This window comes from Rhodococcus sp. 14C212 (genome assembly GCF_011058195.1).
Classification (GTDB): domain Bacteria; phylum Actinomycetota; class Actinomycetes; order Mycobacteriales; family Mycobacteriaceae; genus Rhodococcus; species Rhodococcus aetherivorans.
Map to the genome: position 1 here is coordinate 1 of NZ_JAALEH010000102.1, position 19039 is coordinate 19039.

17 protein-coding genes and 1 pseudogene are annotated in these 19039 nt (G+C 71.9%); 7 read left to right on the forward strand and 11 right to left on the reverse strand.

From position 1 onward, the window contains the following. Positions 1–189: 189 nt before the first annotated feature. Together G6038_RS26565 and G6038_RS26570 are read right to left on the reverse strand one after the other, a co-directional pair. On the reverse strand, positions 190–657 hold the full coding sequence (locus G6038_RS26565) for a DIP1984 family protein (protein ID WP_165041315.1): 468 nt from the start codon (positions 655–657) through the stop codon (positions 190–192). Positions 658–686: 29 nt separating this feature from the next. Then, on the reverse strand, positions 687–1793 hold the full coding sequence (locus G6038_RS26570) for an HNH endonuclease domain-containing protein (RefSeq protein ID WP_165041317.1): 1107 nt from the start codon (positions 1791–1793) through the stop codon (positions 687–689). Positions 1794–1825: 32 nt separating this feature from the next. Between G6038_RS26570 and G6038_RS26575 the strand changes: the two genes are divergently transcribed. After that, entirely contained in the window at positions 1826–2128 is a 303-nt protein-coding gene (locus tag G6038_RS26575; RefSeq protein WP_165041335.1) for a nucleoside triphosphate pyrophosphohydrolase, read from the forward strand. 89 nt (positions 2129–2217) lie between these two features. Here G6038_RS26575 and G6038_RS26580 read toward each other — a convergent pair whose 3' ends face one another. From G6038_RS26580 to G6038_RS26590, 3 genes are read right to left on the reverse strand one after another with little or no spacing between them, the layout of a single operon-like run. Continuing rightward, positions 2218–2973 (reverse strand): alpha/beta hydrolase, encoded by a 756-nt coding sequence (locus G6038_RS26580; RefSeq protein ID WP_165041319.1) that lies wholly within the window; start codon positions 2971–2973, stop codon positions 2218–2220. 15 nt (positions 2974–2988) lie between these two features. Then, entirely contained in the window at positions 2989–4557 is a 1569-nt protein-coding gene (locus tag G6038_RS26585) for a DNA polymerase Y family protein (protein WP_165041321.1), read from the reverse strand. Then, on the reverse strand, positions 4554–5342 hold the full coding sequence (locus G6038_RS26590; protein WP_165041323.1) for a hypothetical protein: 789 nt from the start codon (positions 5340–5342) through the stop codon (positions 4554–4556). Before G6038_RS26590 ends, G6038_RS26585 begins: the two co-directional genes overlap by 4 nt. Before the next feature lie 167 nt (positions 5343–5509). On the opposite strand from G6038_RS26590, the gene G6038_RS26595 reads away from it, so the two are divergent. Together G6038_RS26595 and G6038_RS26600 are read left to right on the forward strand one after the other, a co-directional pair. After that, positions 5510–6700, forward strand: a complete 1191-nt coding sequence (locus tag G6038_RS26595) for a serine/threonine-protein kinase (RefSeq protein WP_346772928.1) — start codon at positions 5510–5512, stop codon at positions 6698–6700. Between the two features lie 39 nt (positions 6701–6739). Continuing rightward, entirely contained in the window at positions 6740–7807 is a 1068-nt protein-coding gene (locus G6038_RS26600) for a MerR family transcriptional regulator (protein ID WP_165041325.1), read from the forward strand. Positions 7808–7902: 95 nt separating this feature from the next. On the opposite strand, the gene G6038_RS26605 is transcribed toward G6038_RS26600, so the two are convergent. Together G6038_RS26605 and G6038_RS26610 are read right to left on the reverse strand one after the other, a co-directional pair. After that, positions 7903–8565 carry a response regulator transcription factor gene (locus tag G6038_RS26605; RefSeq protein ID WP_006934956.1) on the reverse strand — a complete coding sequence of 221 codons (663 nt, stop codon included), beginning with the start codon at positions 8563–8565 and terminating at the stop codon, positions 7903–7905. Then, positions 8562–9836 (reverse strand): ATP-binding protein, encoded by a 1275-nt coding sequence (locus G6038_RS26610; protein ID WP_006934957.1) that lies wholly within the window; start codon positions 9834–9836, stop codon positions 8562–8564. Before G6038_RS26610 ends, G6038_RS26605 begins: the two co-directional genes overlap by 4 nt. 133 nt (positions 9837–9969) lie before the next feature. Between G6038_RS26610 and G6038_RS26615 the strand changes: the two genes are divergently transcribed. Next, a complete protein-coding gene (locus G6038_RS26615) occupies positions 9970–11289 on the forward strand; it encodes a PspC domain-containing protein (protein ID WP_165041327.1) in 1320 nt (439 codons plus the stop codon). Beyond that, entirely contained in the window at positions 11282–11515 is a 234-nt protein-coding gene (locus tag G6038_RS26620; RefSeq protein ID WP_006934962.1) for a hypothetical protein, read from the forward strand. Before G6038_RS26615 ends, G6038_RS26620 begins: the two co-directional genes overlap by 8 nt. Before the next feature lie 60 nt (positions 11516–11575). On the opposite strand, the gene guaA is transcribed toward G6038_RS26620, so the two are convergent. The 4 genes from guaA to guaB all read right to left on the reverse strand — a co-directional run bounded on the left by guaA (position 11576) and on the right by guaB (position 17867). Next, positions 11576–13147: a glutamine-hydrolyzing GMP synthase gene (guaA, locus tag G6038_RS26625; protein ID WP_165041329.1), complete on the reverse strand. Its 1572-nt coding sequence runs from the start codon at positions 13145–13147 to the stop codon at positions 11576–11578. 48 nt (positions 13148–13195) lie between these two features. Then, positions 13196–14929 (reverse strand): GMC family oxidoreductase, encoded by a 1734-nt coding sequence (locus tag G6038_RS26630; RefSeq protein ID WP_165041331.1) that lies wholly within the window; start codon positions 14927–14929, stop codon positions 13196–13198. Positions 14930–15130: 201 nt separating this feature from the next. Beyond that, complete coding sequence (locus G6038_RS26635; protein WP_165041333.1) at positions 15131–16270, reverse strand: GuaB3 family IMP dehydrogenase-related protein; 1140 nt, start codon at positions 16268–16270, stop codon at positions 15131–15133. Positions 16271–16343: 73 nt separating this feature from the next. Continuing rightward, positions 16344–17867 (reverse strand): IMP dehydrogenase, encoded by a 1524-nt coding sequence (gene guaB / locus G6038_RS26640; RefSeq protein WP_029544783.1) that lies wholly within the window; start codon positions 17865–17867, stop codon positions 16344–16346. A 289-nt stretch (positions 17868–18156) separates the two neighbouring features. Here guaB and G6038_RS26645 point away from each other — a divergent pair, with 289 nt between their 5' ends. Both G6038_RS26645 and G6038_RS31015 read left to right on the forward strand, forming a co-directional pair. Beyond that, positions 18157–18567 (forward strand): DUF5319 domain-containing protein, encoded by a 411-nt coding sequence (locus G6038_RS26645; protein ID WP_006934975.1) that lies wholly within the window; start codon positions 18157–18159, stop codon positions 18565–18567. A 113-nt stretch (positions 18568–18680) separates the two neighbouring features. Continuing rightward, positions 18681–19039 (forward strand): annotated as a pseudogene (locus tag G6038_RS31015) (hypothetical protein); the annotation flags it as partial.

Sequence of the window (19039 nt, forward strand, 5' to 3'; positions counted from 1 at the left end):
ATTCGGATCAGCACGTGGTGATGAACTGCGCCGGCGTGCACCGTGTCCTCGTGCGTCGTGCAGGGCTGCTCCGTGTGCGGGAATCGAACCCGCTGCGCTGCCCTCCGCGCGCCGGAGGATACAGAAGGGTCGATTCACCGCGACCCACGGCCTGTGCTCGCTTCCGATCCGGGTACCCGCTGCCCACGATCACTCGTCGATCAGATCCACCTCCCAGTTCACGCGCTGGATCTCCATGTCCACCTGGCGGATCCGGCGAGCCAGATCGTCGGCGGTGCGCCGCAGCTCCCGCACCGACAGCGCCGAGACGTACGCCAGTTCGGACCGGAGCTGGCGCCCGTATCGGTCCTTGCCGCCCGAGGCCGCGTCCGCGGCCGCGGTCAGCGCACGGTGCCGCGTCTGCAGAGCATCCCGTTCGGCCAGCGCATCGGTGAGGGTCCGGTTTCCGACGCGGGTGGCGGTGTTCGTCCTGTTGATCCGAGCGATCAGCAGAGCATGCCGATCGATGGCGGCGGTGAGTTGTTCGAGAAGCTCGCCTGCATTCTCGGCGGGCTCCTCCCCTTCCTGGTATCGGGCATTGGCCACGACCCGCGTACCGAGCTGCTCGATCCGCCGTTTCAGCTCGCCTCGTTCGGCGAGTGCCTCTGCCAGCCGCATGACGTCGAATCGTAGACGAGCGGTCGAGTTCATGCGTACCCGATTTCCGGCACCGTCGAGACCACCCAGCCGGGCGGAAAAACCGTGTCCCACCTTCCGGTCCGCGAACGGCCCTGCCACGTCGGCGTGCCCGGGGGTGAGCTGCGGTACAGGCCGCGGGCTGCGGCAAGGGTGCGGTCGTACTGGGTCGGCCAGCCGATGTCGGCGGCGAGCTGCTCGAGGACGGCACGATCTCGGCTCAACGCCCGCTCGGTGTGTGCCAGCGCGGGCAGCGCGTCCCGCTTGTCGGTGTTGCAGCCTCCGCAGGCGAGTACGAGATTCGCCAGCCCGTCCAGGGGCACCCGGGACCACGGGAGCACGTGGTCGACCGGGCTCCCTTCGGAAAGCCTTGCCGCACAGTAGAAGCACTGCGCTCCGAACGCCTCGCGAAGCGCCACCCGAGGCTTCGTGAGCGAGACGCGATCACGGCCGAACAGGTGCCCCGCGATGTCGGGAACGTCCTCGTCGAGGAAGGCGTTGTACCGGCGCACGTCCTGAACCCACAGGATCTCCAGTGTCGGGGTGAGCAGACCGGACAGGCGGGCCAGCGCCACCGCGACCCCCGGAAACAGGCGGATCGTGCCGCCGTGCCGGACAATCGCCGCTCGGGTGATTCCGGAGTGCAGCCAGGAGTCGTCGTAGAGGAACGGCTCGCCACGTCCGCCCGGCAACCGCTGCAGCCGGTACAGCGGTTGCTGCGCGAGCGTGAGCGCGACCTCCGCGACGGTCTCGCGGTACAGGTCGGGCATCCGCAGCCTCGCGATGGACAGGCCGACCACCCCGCCGGCATTCGCCGCGCCACGCAGCGCCTCCACCGCCGTCAGGATCCGGGCCTTCGGCTGCGAGGACTGGCGGAGCCGGTGCCCGTCGAACGGGCGGACCTGAGGCCAGTACAGGTCGATCACCCGCTCGGCGAGGGCGTCGATCGGCACGTCGAGTGCCGCGGCCGGGTCCGCCGGCAGATGTTCGACGCAGAAGCCGACGAGTGCCGAAAGGGTCGCAAGCTTGTAGGTGGCGGTCCGGGCACCGGTCTCGAGGACGGCGACGACGCGCTGACCGAGCGCGAGGGCGTCCGTGGGTGGTCCGGTACCGTCCACCCCGCCACGGTAGCGCAGCGGGAGGAATCATGATGGGCAAGCTGGTCCGCGACCGGATTCCCGACATCATCGAGGCCGACGGCCGGGTGGCGCGCACCCGTGTCCTCGATCGGGACGAGTACCGCAGCGCCCTGCTCGACAAGCTGGTCGAGGAAGCACACGAACTGCGGGAGGCGCACAACGACGACGAGCGGCTCGGCGAACTCGCCGACGTGCACGAGGTGTTCACGTCCCTGCTCGCCGCGTTCGGGATCGCCGCCGACGAGGTGGCTGCCGCGGCCACCGCCAAGCGCGCCGAGCGCGGCGGCTTCGATCGCCGCATCTGGCTGGAATAGCGTCGGTACACCGGCAGCAGGTTCCGGACAGCGACAACCGTCTCGACGGTTGTCGCTGTCCGGAAGCCCTGTCGTTGCGGAACGAGTGCTCAGGTGAGGAAAGGCAGCACGGCGGCCTCGAACTCGCGGTGCCGATCGCGGTGGATGCTGTGGCCGCAGGTGAAGTCGTGGACCGCGACGTCGCCGAGGACGTCCACCGCGGCCTCGAGGCGGGTCGGATCGACCATGCTGCCCGGCCCGCCCCGCAGGATCAGCGTCGGCGCGGTGATCTGCGGAAGACGTTCCCACCACCGCGGATTCGGCGCGCGGAACTGGGTGATCGCCGAGCCGGTCATGGAGCGGTCGAAGGTGAACGTCGCGCGCGGATTGCGCAGCAGGCTCGTCGAGGCGTACCACAACTCGGCCGGCGACGGCAGGCGCCCGCCGAGCACCTGCGGCGGATCGCCCGGGCGCAGCGGCAGCGGCGCCTCCTCGAGCACCAGGCGCCGCACCAGGCCCGGGCGCTGCTGCGCGACGAGGGATCCGGTGTGCCCGCCGAGGGAATGCCCGACGAGGTCGACCGTCTCGAGGCCCAGGTGTTCGCAGAGCCCGAGCACGTCGGCGCCGAACTCGTCGAAGCGGTAGGACGCGGCGCGGGCGCTGCGCCCGTGGCCGCGCAGGTCCACCGCGACGACCCGCCGGCCGGCCGCGAGCAGGGACCGGGCGAACCGGTCCCACGTGCGACCGTCGCCGCCCATCCCGTGCACCAACATCACCGGCACCGGATGGGGGCCCGTCCCGGGAGCCGAATCCCGGTAGGCGATCGCCACACCGTTCGGCGCGGCCGTCAGCACACTGGTCTCCACGTCAACCGAGCGTACTCACTCGTAGACGCCCTCCACATGCCAGCGGTCGCCGACGTGGATCACCAGCAGGGCCCGGGACTCCTCGAGCCGCACCTGCAGCCGCGCCGCCGCCCGTGCCGCGGCCGGGTCCCACCAGTACTCGTCCACCGGCCACGGCCCGGCCCAGGCGTGCACCCGCCAGCTGCGGCTGCCCCAGCTCAGCCGGACGGGATCGCCGCTGAGCAGACCGCGCTCGGTCACCGTCACCGGGGTGCCCGACGCGTCCTCGAGCGTGATCGGGGGCAGGGTGGTGAGCACCACCGCCGGGGCGGGCGGGGGCAGCCGACCCGGCCACGGCGCCGAAGGATCCGTCGCCGGCACCGGCTCCTCCCCCAGCGGCACGAGGGTCACCCGTTCCAGTGGGCCACGTCCGCCGCTGAGCACCCCCACCAGCACGGCTTCGCCGCCGAGCAGTCCCTGCACCCGCACCAGGGCGCGCCGGGCCCGTTCGTCCTCGTCGCCGACCCCGCCCCACAGGCCCAGCTGCAGCGCCCCCGCCGCCACCACCTCCACCGGTTCGAGCCGCAGCAACACGATCCCGGCGGTGGGGCGGGCCGCGCTGTGCCCGGTGAGCCAGCCGTCGAGCTGCCAGCGCACCCGGTCGGCGGTGCCGTCCGGGGTCAACGGTTCGGCGCAGCGCCACGTCCGGGCCAGTTCCTCACCGTTGCCGGTGCGGGCGGCCACCAGCAACCGGGTGCAGGCCACCCCCGCCGCCGCCAGCCGGGTGTGCAGCAGCGCGGCGAGCGCCCGGCCGGCGAAGGCGGCCGAGTCGACCCGTTCGAGCGGCGGATCGCAGGGGCGCTCCACCACCAGATCGGGTGGCAGGGCACGACCGGACGGCGGTCGCTGTGCCCGTGCCCGTGCGCTGCGGTGCGCGGCGACGGCGTCCGCGCCGAAGCGGGAGGCGACGTCGGTCGGCGACAGCGCGGCGAACGCCCCGATCGTGCGCAGACCGAGCCGTTTCAGCAGGTCCACCAGGTCGATGCGCTCCGGCGCGGCCAGGGACGGCTCCACACAGATCTCCGAAATATTCAGGGGTGCAAGAAATTCCTCGTCCCCTCCGGGCGGGACGAGGCGGGCGTGGCGGGCGGCGAGCACCGCGGTGAACAGCTCGTCGGCGATGCCGACCTGGCATTCGACGCCGGTGGCGGCCACCTCGTCGATCAGCCGCTCGGCCGCCGCCTCCTCGGAACCGAACCAGCGCATGACGCCGCGCGCAGCGAGCACCACCAGACCGGGGCGCAGCACCTCCACGCCGGGTGCCGCCGCATCGATCGCCGCCACCACCGGCTCGAACAACCGCGCGTCGCGACCCGGATCATCCTGGGCAACATACAAATCCGGGCACCGAGCCTGAGCCTCCCGTCGCCGCAGGCCCCGTCGCACGCCGGCGGCCCGGGCCGGCGCGGAACAGGCCGCCACGCGGTTGGCCGAGATCACCGCCACCGGCGCCGTGGGCGGCAGGTCGGCGGCCGCGGCGGCGGCGATCGCCGGCCAGTCCGGGCACCACAGGGCCACCACCCGGGCCGGGCCGGATTCGCTCACCGCGCCACCTCGGCCGGACGGGGCGCACTCCCCATCCGCGTCGGTTCGCCGGGCCGCCATTCCACTCCGATGCGACCGGCGCACAAGTCTATTCGCGCCGCACGGGGCTGAAAGGCCCGCCCCTGCGCGCGCACGGAAAACCCGGTGCCGCACAGCCTGCCCCGGGCCGGGGCCGACAGTCCCCGGTAGCCGTGCACCGCGGCCTCGAGCCGCACGTGCGCTCCGTCCCACCGGCCGTCGGTGACCACCAGGGCCGCGCCCTTGCTGCGAGCCCGCGCGACCACCGCCCGGGTCCGCGACGGCGGCACCACAGCGCCCCCGAGGCCGAGGACGACGAGGTCCATGCCGTCGAGCAGGACGGCGGCCACCTCCACCGGATCCGGTCCGGGCTCGGGGATCAGCGCGATCCGGCTCAGTTCGGCCCCCATCTCGGCGGCGGCGAGCAGGCCGAGGCGGCGATGACCGACGACGGCGGCGTGCCCACCGGCGGCCGTGGTCGAAGCCAGCACGCCGATCAGCAAAGACGTTGCCCCGGAGAAGCTTACGACGGATCCACGGACCAGGCCGCCGTCCGGGAGCAGCCGGGCGAGCGGCTCGGGCACCGGGAGCAGCCGGTCGACCGGCACCGGGGACGCGCCGGGCTCGGCGGGGCGGGGACGGGCGCTCTCCCCTCTCGCAGGAATCGCGGCGATCTGCCGCCGCAACGCCTCGAGCCGTTCCTGCCGGGGGAGCCCCGCCGGAGCCTGCGACCCGCCCTCGACCGGAAACTCGGCCACCTCACCCACACGAACTCCCCTCGCCCTGCGCCGGCCGCGTATAGCACGGCCCACCGACAAACCGCGGGGAAGACGCGGCTGTTCGAACATGTATTCGAACAAGTTCAGTAGACCCGACGCCGGGGGCGCCCGTCAAGCGATGGCCCACCGCGGCATCCACTACCCTCGTCAAGGTGGTGGAACAGGAGCGAGCGGCAAGCGTCGTCGGCCCGGATCAGCTGGTGGCCGGACGTTATCGGCTCGTCTCCAAACTCGGCGGCGGGGGTATGGGCGCGGTCTGGCTCGCGCACGACACCCTGCTCGACCGGGACGTGGCCGTCAAGCAGGTCACCTCGACCGTGGGCCTGCCCCCGGAGGCCGCCGAGGAGATCCGCCGCCGCACGCTGCGCGAGGGCCGGATCGCCGCCCGTCTCACCCACGAGCACGCCATCTCGATGTACGACGTCGCCCTCCACTCCGGCGAGCCGTGGCTCGTCATGGAGCATCTGCCCTCCCGCAGCCTCGCCCAGGTGATGAACATCGCCGACACCCTGCCGCCACTCGAGGTGGCGCAGATCGGCACACACATCGCCGACGCGCTCGCCGCCGCCCATGCCGCCGGGATCGTGCACCGCGACATCAAGCCGGGCAACATCCTCGTCGCCGAGCGCGGCCGCGAGCTGGGCATCGTGAAGATCAGCGACTTCGGCATCGCCCGCGCCAAGGGCGACCACGACCGCTCCGGCGTGATCACCGGTACCCCCGCCTTCTTCGCGCCCGAGGTCGCCCGCGGCAGCGACCCCACCGAGGCCAGCGACGTCTTCTCTCTCGGCGCGACCCTCTACACCGCGATCGAGGGTCAGCCGCCGTTCGGCATCGACCCCGACTCGATCGCCCTGCTGCACCGCGTCGCCCGCGCCGAAATCATCCCGCCGACCCGGACGGGCCCGCTGACCGACGTCCTCCTCGCGATGCTGGAACCGGACCCCGCCCGCCGCCCGACCATGGAGCAGGCCCGGGACCGTCTCGCCGCGGTCGCTCTCGGGCCCGACGCCGACCCGGAGCTGCTCCGCGGCCGGCCGATCCTGTCCGCCGACGGCACCGTCCCCGTGTGGGCGCGGCGCACCACCACCCCCTTCGTCGGTTCCCGGCGCACCGCGGGCACCGGCGGCACCCTCACCGGGTTGCCCGCCGCTCCCCAGCCCGTCTCCCTGCGGGGCGTACCCCGCCCCGCGGAGCTGCTGCGCCGGCTGCAGCCCACCGGCCCCCCGCCACGCACCACGCAGGAGAAGATCGTCGCGTTCGCACCGATGGCGATGGCGGTCATGGTGGCCGTGATAGTTCTCGCGCTGATCGTGGCCCTGATCATCGCGGTCGCCGTGAGCTGAGCTTGACCTTCGGGTCGGCCGAAGCTCGATGATGATGCCGTGACCCACTCCCCAGACCTGATCACGATCGGCACCATGGCCCGGCTCAGCGGGCTCACCCCGGGAGCGCTGCGGTTCTACGGCGACTGCCGGCTGCTCGTGCCCGCCGTGGTCGATCCCGTCACCGGCTACCGGTACTACACGGTCGACCAACGCGAACGAGCGATGACGATCCGTCAGCTCCGCGAACTCGACGTCCCGCTCGAGGACGTCGGCCGGATCCTCGACGGCGATGCCGAGTCCGGTGCCGCGCTGCTCGACGAACACGTCGCCGAACTGCATCGCCGGGCCGAGCGCGCGACCCGGCTGGCCTCCGCCGTCAAGTCCCGCCTCGCCGCCCTCGCGGCGCCGCCGGCGGTCGTCGTGCCGGGCCGGCTCCTCGCCGACACCGTCGAACGCGTCCTTCCGTCCGTCGCTACGGATCCGAAAATTCCCTGTCTGACAGGAATTCTCGTGGAGGTGGACGTCGGGGCGGTGGTCCTGACGGCGACGAACCGTTACCGGCTGACCACCGGCTCGGTGACGGCCGCGGCCCGCACCGGAGACCCGTTCCGCACCGTCGCCGACAGCTCCGCGCTCCGCGGGACCGCCGCGTGGCTGCGGAAACACGAGAACGTCGGCCTGGCCCTCGACGACTCGGGCGCGCTCACCCTCACCGGCGCGGACGGTGAGCGGCACAGCTGCCCGGCCGTCGAGGGCACCTTCCCCGACTACGGCAGCATGCTCGCCGCCCTCGACCCGCCGGTCACGCGGGTGATCGTGCACCGCGACGCCCTGGCCGGGGCCGTGCGCGACGCCGCGGCCGGCACGATCGACCTGCGCGTGCGGGCGGCGGCACTCACCGTCGGCCACCGGGGGCACGACCGCGTGCTGCCCGCCGACGTCACCGGCGCCGACCTGGATCTCGCCTTCGACCGGGACGGGCTGGGAGCCGCCCTCGGCACCGCCGTCGGCCCGGAGGTGCTGCTGGACATCGCCTCCTACGACCGGCCCGTCGTGATCCGTTCCGCCGCCGCCGGCGACCTGACCACCCTGGCCATGCCCGTCCGCCGGGAGGAACACCCGTGACCGCGACCCGCTCATGACCGCCGTCGCCGAGCCGATGACCGCCGCGGCGCTCGCGGCCGGCACGACCGAGCGGCTGCCCACGCACTGAATTCCGGTCAGTCGATCCGCCGCCGGTGCGCCCACCGGGTGAGCGCGTTGCGGTTGGACTGCTGGGTCTTGCGCAGCACATTCGACGCGTGCGTCTCGACGGTCTTGACCGAGATCACCAGCTCCTCGGCGATCTCGCGGTAGGTGTAGCCGCGCGCGAGCAGGCGCAGCACCTCGAGTTCGCGTGGAGTGAGCGAATCGAGTTCGGGGTCGAGCGGCGGCTCGGGGACGCTCGAGCGGCCGGTGAACGAGTCCAGGACGAAACCGGCCAGGCGCGGGCTGAACACCGCGTCCCCGCCGGCGACGCGGCGCACCGCGTCGGCCAGCTCGGCCCCCGAGATGGTCTTGGTGACATAGCCGCGGGCGCCGGCCCGGATCACCGCGATGACGTCCTCGGCGGCGTCGGACACGCTCAGCGCCAGGCACACCGGGCCCTCGGTGATCCGCCCGAGCACCGCCACCCCGCCCCCGTCGGGCATGTGGACGTCGAGCAGGACCACGTCGGGGCGGGTGGCGTCGATTCCCGCGACCGCTTCCGCGACGGTGCCGGCCTCGCCGACGACCTCCATGTCGCTCTCCCGGCCGAGTTCGGCGCGCACCCCCGACCGGAACACGGCGTGGTCGTCGACCAGGAACACACGGAAACGGCGGGAGGCGTCGAGTGACGTCAAGTGGGCTGCTCCTCTGGATGGGCGTCGGTGCCCTCCCACTCTAGGGTCGTCGTCCGTTCCGGTCCGGCACCGGCACGGGGCATGTGGATGCGGATCTCCGTGCCCTTGCCCGGGTTCGAGCGCACACCGACCCGGCCGCCGCGGCGTTCCACGCGACCCCGGATCGAACGGGCCAGGCCCTGCCGGTCCTCCGGCACCGCGGATTCGTCGAAGCCGACGCCACGGTCCCGGACGAAGACGCTCACCTGCTCGGGTTCGACCTCGACGAACAGGTCCACGCTGTCCACCCGCGCGTGCTTGGCCGCGTTGACCAGTGCCTCCCGGGTGGCGCCCAGCAGGGCGGTGAACGACTCGGCGGTCAGGTCCTCGTCGTCGCCGGGCACCACGTCGCCGACGATCACCGGCGCCACCGACACCCCGTACTGGTCCTCCACCTCGCCGGCGATGGTGCGCAGCGCCTCGGCCAGGCTGGTGTGCGGGGTCTCCCCGCCCCCGAACAGCCAGCGGCGCAGCTCGCGTTCCTGGCTGCGCGCCAGGCGCAGCACCTCCTGCGAGTTGTCGGCCTGCTTCTGGATCAGGGCGAGCGTCTGCAGCACCGAATCGTGCAGGTGCGACGCGATCTCCTCGCGTTCCTCGTTGCGGACGCGGGCGGCGCGTTCCTCCTCGAGCGCGCGCCACATCCGCACCCACAGCGGCACCGACAGCAGGCCGGCCCCGACCAGCGTCACCAGCACCGCCAGCACCGACGAGCGCAGGGCCGCCACGTCGACCTGGGCGAGGATCACGACACCGAGCCCGAGCACGATGAGCGAGGCGCCGCCGACCACTCGCGCCCAGGTCAGCACCGTCGGGCGTGCGGGCAGGCCCAGCACCGAACGCGGTCCCTCGGCGTCGAACTCGCGCCAGACCAGCGCGGCGCCCACGGCCACCACGACGACGGGCGCGATCACCGACCCCACGCCGCCGTTGAGCAGCCACGAAAGCCCCACCGCCAGGCCCAGTCCGATGACCGCCAGGCCCAGGGCCCGGCGCCGTTCGGTGGGCGACGGCGGTTCGGTGTCCGAGCCCTGCGGCGTGAGCGCCCACAGCAACCCGTAGGCGACGATGCCGAGGCCGGCGAGCGCCGCCAGAACCGTGAACGCCACCCGCACCTTGAGCACGTCGACCCCGAGGTGGTCGGCGAGACCACCGGCCACGCCGCCCACGACCCGGCCGCCGACCCGACGCTCGAGGCGGGGGGTGGGCAGGTGCGGGTAGGGAACCGGCTGCATACCTTCGATACTGGCACGCGCACCCCGCCGCGGGCATCGGGGACGAACCCTGAGCCGGTGTCCGCGCGCAGCCGCAGAATTCAGGGTCGGTCCCTGATGTGCGGTGGGGCGGCGATCGAGAAGGATGTGCAGCATGAACACGCGAAGCTTCCCCGAGCAGCTCTCGGACATGTGGCGCACCCGTCCGGTCCGGCTGCCACGGCAGGGCCACGTCGCCGGGGTGTGCGCGGGCATCGGCGTGCGGTACGACGTGGATCCGGTGCTGATCCGCGTGGCGTTCGTGGTGTCCACGTTCTTCGGCGGCGCCGGCCTGGTGCTGTATCTGGCGTGCTGGCTGCTGCTGCCGCGCTACGGCGATCAGGTCTCTCCCGCCGAGTCCCTCGTCGGCCGGGGGCACAGCTCCGAATCGAGCACCAAGGCCGTGGTGCTGCTGGTGGTGCTGGCGGTCGCGGCAAGCGCCTTCGGCCCGATGGGCCCCGGGGTCGGCGGTTCCGGATTCGTGAGCATGGTGCTGATGCTCGGCGGCCTGTGGCTGCTGTACCAGCGCCGGCCCGAACCCCCGGCGCTGCCCGGGGCGCCGCAGCTGTTCCCACAGAACCCCTTCCAGGCCCCGTTCCAGCAGAGCCAGTACCAGCAGGCGCCCTTCGCGCAGCACACCGGCGCCACCGGACCCGCGCCGGCGGATCCGAACTTCTGGACGAAGCCGGAACCGGACTCGCCCCGGGCCGCCGGCGCGGAGTCCCCCGGGCCGAACCCGGAGCCACCGCAGGATCCGTTGCTGCAGCGCCCGACGCCGCCGTCCTGGGATCCACTCGGCGTCGCACCGTTCGCCTGGGACCTGCCCGAGCCGGCGCCCGCGCCGTCGGTCGTGCCGGCGAAACAGCCCCGCTCACGGCTGACCACGACGGTGCTGGGCCTGGCGGTGCTCGCCGCGGCGGCCGCCGGCGCGGTGGCCTCTGCGGGCGAGGTCGCCTGGCTCACACCGGCGCGGATCGGCGCGATCGCGCTCGCGGTGATCGGACTCGGCCTGCTGTTCGGGGCGTTCCTGCACCGCGGCTACGGACTGCTGGTGGTGACGGGTCCGCTGCTCGGGTTCGTGGTGCTGGCCTCGCTCGTCGGGCCCATCGACACCTCGTCGTGGGGGGAACAGCTGTACTCGCCCCGCACCGCCGCGGAACTGCAGCCGGCGTACTCGGTGCAGATGGGCGCCCTGCAACTGGACCTGCGCGGGCTCGAACTCACCGAGGACGCGACCGTCACCGTCGAGACCCGCTTCGGTGCCACCGAGATCATGCTGCCGGAGAACCTCGACGTCGACGTCGTCTGCACCGAGCGGGCCTCGAATCCGTGCACGATGCAGGGCCTCGACGGCGGCGACGACGGCGTCGGCGGACCGGTCCTGACCCTGAACCTCGACACCGCATTCGGCAACTCGGAGGTGCGCCGTGGCTGACTTCGACACCGACCCCACCGATCCCACGACCGGCACCCGCCGGCGGGGCCCGTCGATCCTGATGCTGCTGTCCGCGATCGCGGCGCTGGCGGTCAGCGGATGGGCGCTGATCGGGCCGTTCTCCCTCGAGCCGCTCGCGAACGTCGAGTTCCGCTGGCTGCTCGTCGCGCTCGCCGTCGTCGTCGGCGCGGCCCTGGTGTTCGCGCCGGGCAAGAAGAAGCGCTGACATCCCGGCCCCGGAACGCACTGCGCCCTTCGGATCGGATCCGAAGGGCGCAGCCGCGTCTCACTCCCACTCGATGGTGCCCGGCGGCTTGCTCGTGACGTCGAGGACGACGCGGTTGACGTCGGGGACCTCGTTGGTGATGCGGGTCGAGATCCGCTCGAGGGCCTCGTACGGCAGACGGGTCCAGTCCGCGGTCATCGCGTCCTCGCTGGAGACCGGGCGCAGCACGATCGGATGGCCGTAGGTGCGCCCGTCGCCCTGCACGCCCACGCTGCGCACGTCGGCGAGCAGCACCACCGGGCACTGCCAGATCTGTCCGTCGAGGCCGGCCGCCGTGAGTTCCTCGCGGGCGATGGAGTCGGCGCGGCGCAGGATCGCGAGGCGTTCGCCCGTGACCTCACCGATGATGCGGATGCCCAGGCCCGGTCCGGGGAAGGGCTGGCGGCCGACGATCTCCTCGGGCAGCCCGAGTTCGCGGCCCACCGCCCGCACCTCGTCCTTGAACAGCAGGCGCAGCGGCTCGACCAGCGCGAACTGCAGATCCTCGGGGAGACCACCGACGTTGTGGTGGCTCTTGATGTTGGCGGTGCCGGTACCGCCGCCGGACTCGACGACGTCCGGGTACAGGGTGCCCTGGACCAGGAACTCGACGGTCTCGCCGTGGGCGGCGTTCTCGCCGAGCACCTCCGACACGGCGCCCTCGAAGCTGCGGATGAACTCGCGGCCGATGATCTTGCGCTTGGTCTCCGGATCCGTCACGCCGGCCAGTTCCCGCAGGAAGGTCTCGGCGGCGTCCACCGTGACGAGCCGGGCGCCCGTCGCGGCGACGAAGTCCTTCTCGACCTGCTGCCGCTCGCCCTCGCGCATCAGGCCGTGGTCGACGAACACACAGGTCAGACGGTCGCCGATGGCGCGCTGCACCAGGGCCGCGGCCACCGCGGAATCCACTCCGCCGGACAGGCCGCAGATGGCACGGCCGTCACCGACCTGCTCGCGGATCTGTTCGATCAGGGCCTCGGCGATGTTCGCGGCCGTCCAGGCGGCGGGGATACCGGCGATGTCGTGCAGGAACCGGCTGAGCACCTGCTGGCCGTGCGGGGAATGCAGCACCTCGGGGTGGTACTGCACGCCGGCGAGACGGCGCGCGCGGTCCTCGAACGCGGCGACCGGGGCGCCGGCGCTGCTGGCGGTCACCTCGAAACCGGCCGGCGCGGCGGTGACCCCGTCGCCGTGGCTCATCCACACCGGCTGCGTCGCGGGCAGGCCGTCGTGCAGGACACCGCCGGTGACGGACATCTCGGTGCGCCCGTACTCGCGGTTGCCGGTGTGCGCGACGGTGCCGCCGAGCGCCTCGGCCATGGCCTGGAAGCCGTAGCAGATGCCGAACACCGGGACGTCCAGGTCGAACAGTTTCGGGTCGAGTTGCGGCGCCCCGTCGGCGTAGACGCTGGAGGGGCCACCGGAGAGCACCACGGCGAGCGGCTCACGGGCCGCGATCTCCTCCACCGTCGTGGTGTGCGGCACGACCTCGGAGTAGACCTTCGCTTCGCGGACGCGGCGGGCGATCAGCTGCGCGTACTGGGCTCCGAAGTCGACGACGAGGACCGGCCTGGACTGCTGGGTTTGCGACACCCGGACAGTCTAGAGGCCCGGTCCTCGTCCAACGAACGGCGGTTCGGGTCAGGCGACGCCGGAGGTGGAGCCGCTGCGGACCTCGACGATCGGCAGCGACAGCGCGCCAGGAGCGCCCGCGGGCACCACCGGCTTCTTCGGGGCGATCGGGTCCAGTCGACGGTAGCCCTCGCCCTGGGTGGGACGCAGGTCCTGCTCTCCCTTGTTCGGCCACAGCGCGGCCGCGCGCTCGGCCTGCGCGGCAATCGTCAGCGACGGGTTGACCCCGAGATTCGCCGAGACGGCGGCTCCGTCGACGACGCTCAGCGTCGGGTATCCGTACACGCGGTGGTACGGGTCGATGACGCCGTGCTCGGGGTCGGTCCCGATCACGCAGCCGCCGAGGAAGTGCGCGGTGAGCGGGATGTTGAAGATCTCCCCCCAGGTGCCGCCGGGGACGCCGTCGATCTTCTCGGCGATGCGGCGGGTGGCCTCGTTGCCGACGGGAATCCACGTCGGGTTGGGATGCCCGTGGCCCTGGCGGCTGGTGACCTTGCGGCGGCCCAGCAGGCCATTCTTGGTGTACGTGACGATCGAGTTGTCCAGGTTCTGCATGACCAGGGCAATGATGGTGCGCTCGCTCCAGTCCTTGACGCTCAGCATCCTCCCCATCTGGACCGGGTTCTTCGCGGCCTGGCCGAGGAACTTCAGCCACCGCGGGACGCGGCCGCCACCGTCGGTCATCAGGGTCTGCAGCAGACCCATCGCGTTGGAGCCCTTGCCGTAGCGGACGGGTTCGATGTGGGTGTCCGCGGTGGGATGGAACGACGAGGTGATCGCCACCCCGCGGGTGAGGTCGAGTTCCGGATCGACGCGCATCTTGCCGGCGCCGACGATCGATTCGGAGTTGGTGCGGGTCAGGTGCCCGAGCCGGTCGGACAGCTGCGGCAGGCCGCCGGTGTCCTTGAGGTGGTGCAGAAGGTGCTGGGTGCCCCACGTGCCGGCGGCGAGCACCACGTGCCCGGCGGTGTAGGTGCGACGGTTCTTCCGCTTCCACGCGCCGGTGCGTTCGGTGTCGACGTCCCATGTGCCGTCGGCGGCCTGGCGCAGGTCGGTGACCGTGGTGAGGGGGACGATCTCGGCGCCGGCGCGTTCGGCGAGCCCGAGGTAGTTCTTCAGCAGTGTGTTCTTGGCACCGTGCCGGCAACCGGTCATGCACTCGCCGCATTCGATGCAGCCCGTGCGGTCGGGGCCGACACCACCGAAGTACGGATCGGCGACGGTGCGGCCGGGCTCACCGAAGTACACGCCCACCGGGGTCTGGATGAAGGTGTCCCCGACGCCCATGTCCCCGGCGACGGACTTGACGATCTCGTCGGCGGGCGTCATGTGGGGGTTCTGCACCACGCCGAGCATGCGACGGGCCTGGTCGTAGAACGGGCTGAGCTCGTCGTTCCAGTCGGTGATGTGCGCCCACTGGCTGTCCTGGAAGAACGGGGCGGGCGGCTTGTAGAGGGTGTTGGCGTAGTTGAGGGATCCGCCGCCGACGCCGGCGCCGGCGAGGATGAGGACGTCGTGGAGCAGATGGATCCGCTGGATGCCGAAGCACCCCAGCCTGGGCGCCCACAGGAAGCGCTTGAGATCCCAGCTGGTCTTGGCGAAGTCCGCGTCGGCGAAGCGCCGGCCGGCCTCGAGGATGCCGACCTTGTACCCCTTCTCCACGAGCCGCAGGGCCGTGACACTTCCGCCGAACCCCGATCCGACGATGAGGACGTCGTAGTCCGTCGCGCGCTGCTCACCCACTGAAACACCTCCATGACACTGGTTGTTACTCACCAGTATGCACAGACTCGCTGTGACCACTGCCACAAGGGTGCCCTAACTGTAACCTCGAGTTCTAGAAACCGCAGGTGGGCGCCGAAAACGGCTGTGGCCGAATGTCACATCACATCGATCTGATCGAGGGGATGTGACATTCGGCCACAGCGGAAGAGGTGGGACGAATTACGCGCGGACGGTCAGGCCGACCTTCTGGAACTCCTTGAGGTCCGAGTAGCCCGACTTCGCCATCGCGCGGCGCAGGCCGCCGACCAGGTTCAGCGAGCCGAACGGGTCGTCGGACGGACCGGCGAGCACCCGGTCCAGACCCGGGCGCTCGTCGTAGGCGACCTGCAGCAGCGCACCGCGCGGCACGGACGGATGCGCACTCGCCGACGGCCAGTACCAGCCGCGGCCCGGTGCCTCGGCCGAGACCGCGAGCGGGGCCCCGAGCACGGCGGCGTCGGCACCGCAGGCGATGGCCTTGGCCAGATCGCCCGAGGTCTCGATGTCGCCGTCTGCGATGACGTGCACGTACCGGCCACCGGTTTCGTCCAGGTAGTCGCGACGAGCGGCGGCGGCATCGGCGATCGCGGTCGCCATGGGCACGCCGATGCCCAGCACCTCGCTCGTGGTGGTGGCCCCGGCCGTCGAGCCGTAGCCGACGATGACGCCCGCCGCGCCCGTGCGCATCAGGTGCAGCGCGGTGCGGTGGTCGCTCACACCGCCCGCGACGACGGGCACGTCCAGCTCGGAAATGAACGTCTTGAGATTCAGCGGCTCGCTCTCGCCGTGCGCGACGTGCTCTGCGGAGATGATGGTCCCGTGGACGACCAGCAGGTCGATGCCCGCCTTCACCAGGTGCGGGGTCAGTGCCCGCGCATTCTGCGGGCTCACCCGCACCGCCGTGGTCACGCCCGCGTCGCGCACCTGCGCGACCGCGGCGGCCAGCAGGTCGGGCTGCAGCGGGGCCGCGTGGAGCTTCTGCAGGTGGGCGATCGCCGCAGCCGGGTCCGCGTCGGACTCGGCGATGCCGACGAGCCTCTCGATCTCGGCGTCGACGTCGACGTGCCGGCCCCACAGGCCCTCACCGTTGATGACGCCGAGGCCGCCGGCCTTGCCCAGCTGCACCGCGAAGGACGGCGAGACCAACGCGTCGGTGGGGTGGGCGAGCAGCGGGATGTCGAATCGGTACGCGTCGAGCTGCCAGGCCGTCGACACCTCCTTCGAGGAGCGCGTCCGGCGGGACGGCACGATGTTGATGTCGTCCAGCTCGTAGGTGCGTCGGGCGGTCCGCCCCATGCCGATTTCAACCAGGTCGCGCACGCGCGTCCCTTTCTTCTCAGTTAGATGCCCCCGCCGGACACTCCGGCGGGGGCCCGATCGCGGACTCGGTGCTCTAGCGAACCACGTAGTTCGGCGCTTCGGCCGTGATCGTGATGTCGTGCGGGTGGCTCTCCTTGAGGCCCGCCGCCGTGATCTGCACGAACTGTGCCTCCTGCAGCTGTTCGATGCTGGCGGCACCGGCGTAGCCCATCGCGGCGCGCAGGCCACCGATCAGCTGGTGCGTCACCTGCTGCAGCGGACCGCGGAACGGCACACGACCCTCGATGCCCTCGGGCACCAGCTTGTCCTCGGAGAGCACGTCGTCCTGGAAGTAGCGGTCCTTCGAGTACGACTTGGCCGCGCCCCGGCTCTGCATCGCGCCGAGCGAACCCATGCCGCGGTAGCTCTTGAACTGCTTGCCGTTGACGAGGATCAACTCGCCGGGCGACTCGGCCGTGCCGGCCAGCAGCGAGCCGAGCATGGCCGTGGAGGCGCCGGCGGCGAGAGCCTTGGCGACGTCGCCGGAGAACTGCAGGCCGCCGTCGGCGATGACCGGGACGCCCGCGGGCTTGGCGACCGCGACGGCCTCGAGGATGGCGGTGATCTGCGGGGCGCCGACGCCCGCGATGACGCGGGTGGTGCAGATGGAGCCGGGACCGACGCCCACCTTCACGGCGTCCACACCGGCCTCGATGAGCGCCGCGGCGCCCGCCCGGGTCGCGACGTTGCCGCCGATGATCTGGACTCGGTCGCCGACCTCGGCCTTGAGCTTGGCGATCATGCCGAGCACACCCGCCGAGTGACCGTGGGCGCTGTCGACCACGAGCACGTCCACCCCGGCGTCGGCCAGGGTCATGCCACGGGTCCACGCGTCGTCGCCCACGCCGACCGCGGCGCCGACGAGCAGGCGACCGTCACGGTCCTTGGTGGCGTTGGGGTGCTGCTCGGTCTTGACGAAGTCCTTGACGGTGATCAGGCCGGTCAGGCGGCCCTGCCCGTCGACGATCGGCAGCTTCTCGATCTTGTGGCGGCGCAACAGGCCGAGGGCGGCCTCGGCGGTGACCCCCTCCTGCGCGGTCACCAGCGGCGCCTTGGTCATGACCTCCGAGACCGGGCGGTTCTGGTCGACCTCGAAGCGCATGTCCCGGTTGGTGATGATGCCGACGAGCTGGCCGTCGTCGTCGGTGACCGGCAGCCCCGAGATGCGGAAGCGCGCGCACATGGCGTCGACCTCGGCGAGCGTGGCGGTCGGCTTGCAGGTGACCGGGTCGGTGACCATGCCTGCCTCGGACCGCTTGACGGTCTCGACCTGCGCGGCCTGCGCCTCGGCGGAGAGATTGCGGTGCAGGACGCCCATGCCGCCGACGCGGGCCATCGCGATGGCCATGCGCGACTCGGTGACGGTGTCCATCGCGGAACTGACCAGCGGAACGCGGAGGCGGATGTCCCGGGTCAGCTGGCTCGACGTGTCCACCTGGCTCGGGATCACGTCCGACGCGGCCGGAAGCAGCAGCACGTCGTCGAAGGTCAGACCCAGCATGGCGACCTTGTTGGGGTCGTCACCGCCGGTATGCACGTGCCCTCCGGTACTACTCATGCGGTTCGGACCCTCCATGACGCGTCGATACGGTGCGGGCGGGTGGGCCCCGGCCCGGCAACGGTGATTACGGAACACAATGTCGTGAAAGACAATGGCGTGAGCGGTGCGCACATTCCCCGGACGCTCCGAGCAACGATGCCCTGCTCGTGGACTATCGTATCGGTTTACCGGAACCGGCACACACGCGCATCCGCACGCGTGGATCCGCCCGCGTACACGAAGCCCCGCGGGAAGTCCACGGTGTGACGGCTGGCGCAGACCCCGTCGGACTGCGTACCGTGGAGTCGTGCGTGATCAGTTGCCTCCCGGTCTGCCACCGGACCCATTCGCTGGAGATCCCGACGATCCGTCCGCCGCACTGGACGCGATCGAGCCGGGTCAGCCGCTCGACCCTGCCGAACGGCTGGCCGTCGAGGAGGATCTCGCCGACCTCGCGGTCTACGAAGCGCTGCTGTCGCCGCGCGGCATCCGCGGCCTGGTGGTGTGCTGCGAGGACTGCCACCAGGACCACTACCACGACTGGGACATGCTGCGGGCGAACCTGCTGCAGCTGCTCGTCGACGGTACGGTCCGGCCGCACGAACCGGCCTACGATCCCTCCCCCGACGCCTACGTGACGTGGGACTACTGCCGCGGCTACGCGGACGCCTCGATGAACGAGGCGCTGCCGGTCGACCCGTACGGCCTCGACTCCTAGAAGAAGCCTCCGCACGACGGGAAGGGCCCGCCGGGACGAATGTCCGGGCGGGCCCTTCCCGTCGTGCCTACGGCGAAGGCGGGGGAACGACGGTGGAAGGCGGGGGAACGACGGTGATCGTCTGGCTGATCGACTGCTGTTCGAGCGAACTCGACGGCGCCGGCGCCGAGGCCGACGCGGTCGTCGTCGGCGAGGCCGTCGGCACGGTGGTCGGCTCCGTCGTCACCGGAGCGCTCGTCGGTCCGGTCGTCGGCTCTGCCGTGACCGGCGGCGGTTCCTGCGTGGGCACCGGCTGCGACGATGTCGGCGGCGGCAGGAGATCGACGCTGGGCTCCTCCGTGGACGTCTGCGGCGGCACGGTTCCCGTTCCGGGCGTCGTGCCGGCGATCGTGGGATCCACCGTCGACGGGGTGGTCGGAGCGGTCGGCACCGGCGCGGGAATCACCGGCGCGGACTGGGCCGGAGGGACGGG

What these genes read in the sequence shown, in the direction of transcription:
- guaB (WP_029544783.1), bottom strand. Translation starts at nt 17,867, where the DNA reads ATGAGTAGTACCGGAGGGCACGTGCATACCGGCGGTGACGACCCCAAC.
- G6038_RS26610 (WP_006934957.1), bottom strand. Translation starts at nt 9,836, where the DNA reads ATGCAGCCGGTTCCCTACCCGCACCTGCCCACCCCCCGCCTCGAGCGT.
- G6038_RS26575 (WP_165041335.1), top strand. Translation starts at nt 1,826, where the DNA reads ATGGGCAAGCTGGTCCGCGACCGGATTCCCGACATCATCGAGGCCGAC.
- G6038_RS26615 (WP_165041327.1), top strand. Translation starts at nt 9,970, where the DNA reads ATGAACACGCGAAGCTTCCCCGAGCAGCTCTCGGACATGTGGCGCACC.
- G6038_RS26565 (WP_165041315.1), bottom strand. Translation starts at nt 657, where the DNA reads ATGCGGCTGGCAGAGGCACTCGCCGAACGAGGCGAGCTGAAACGGCGG.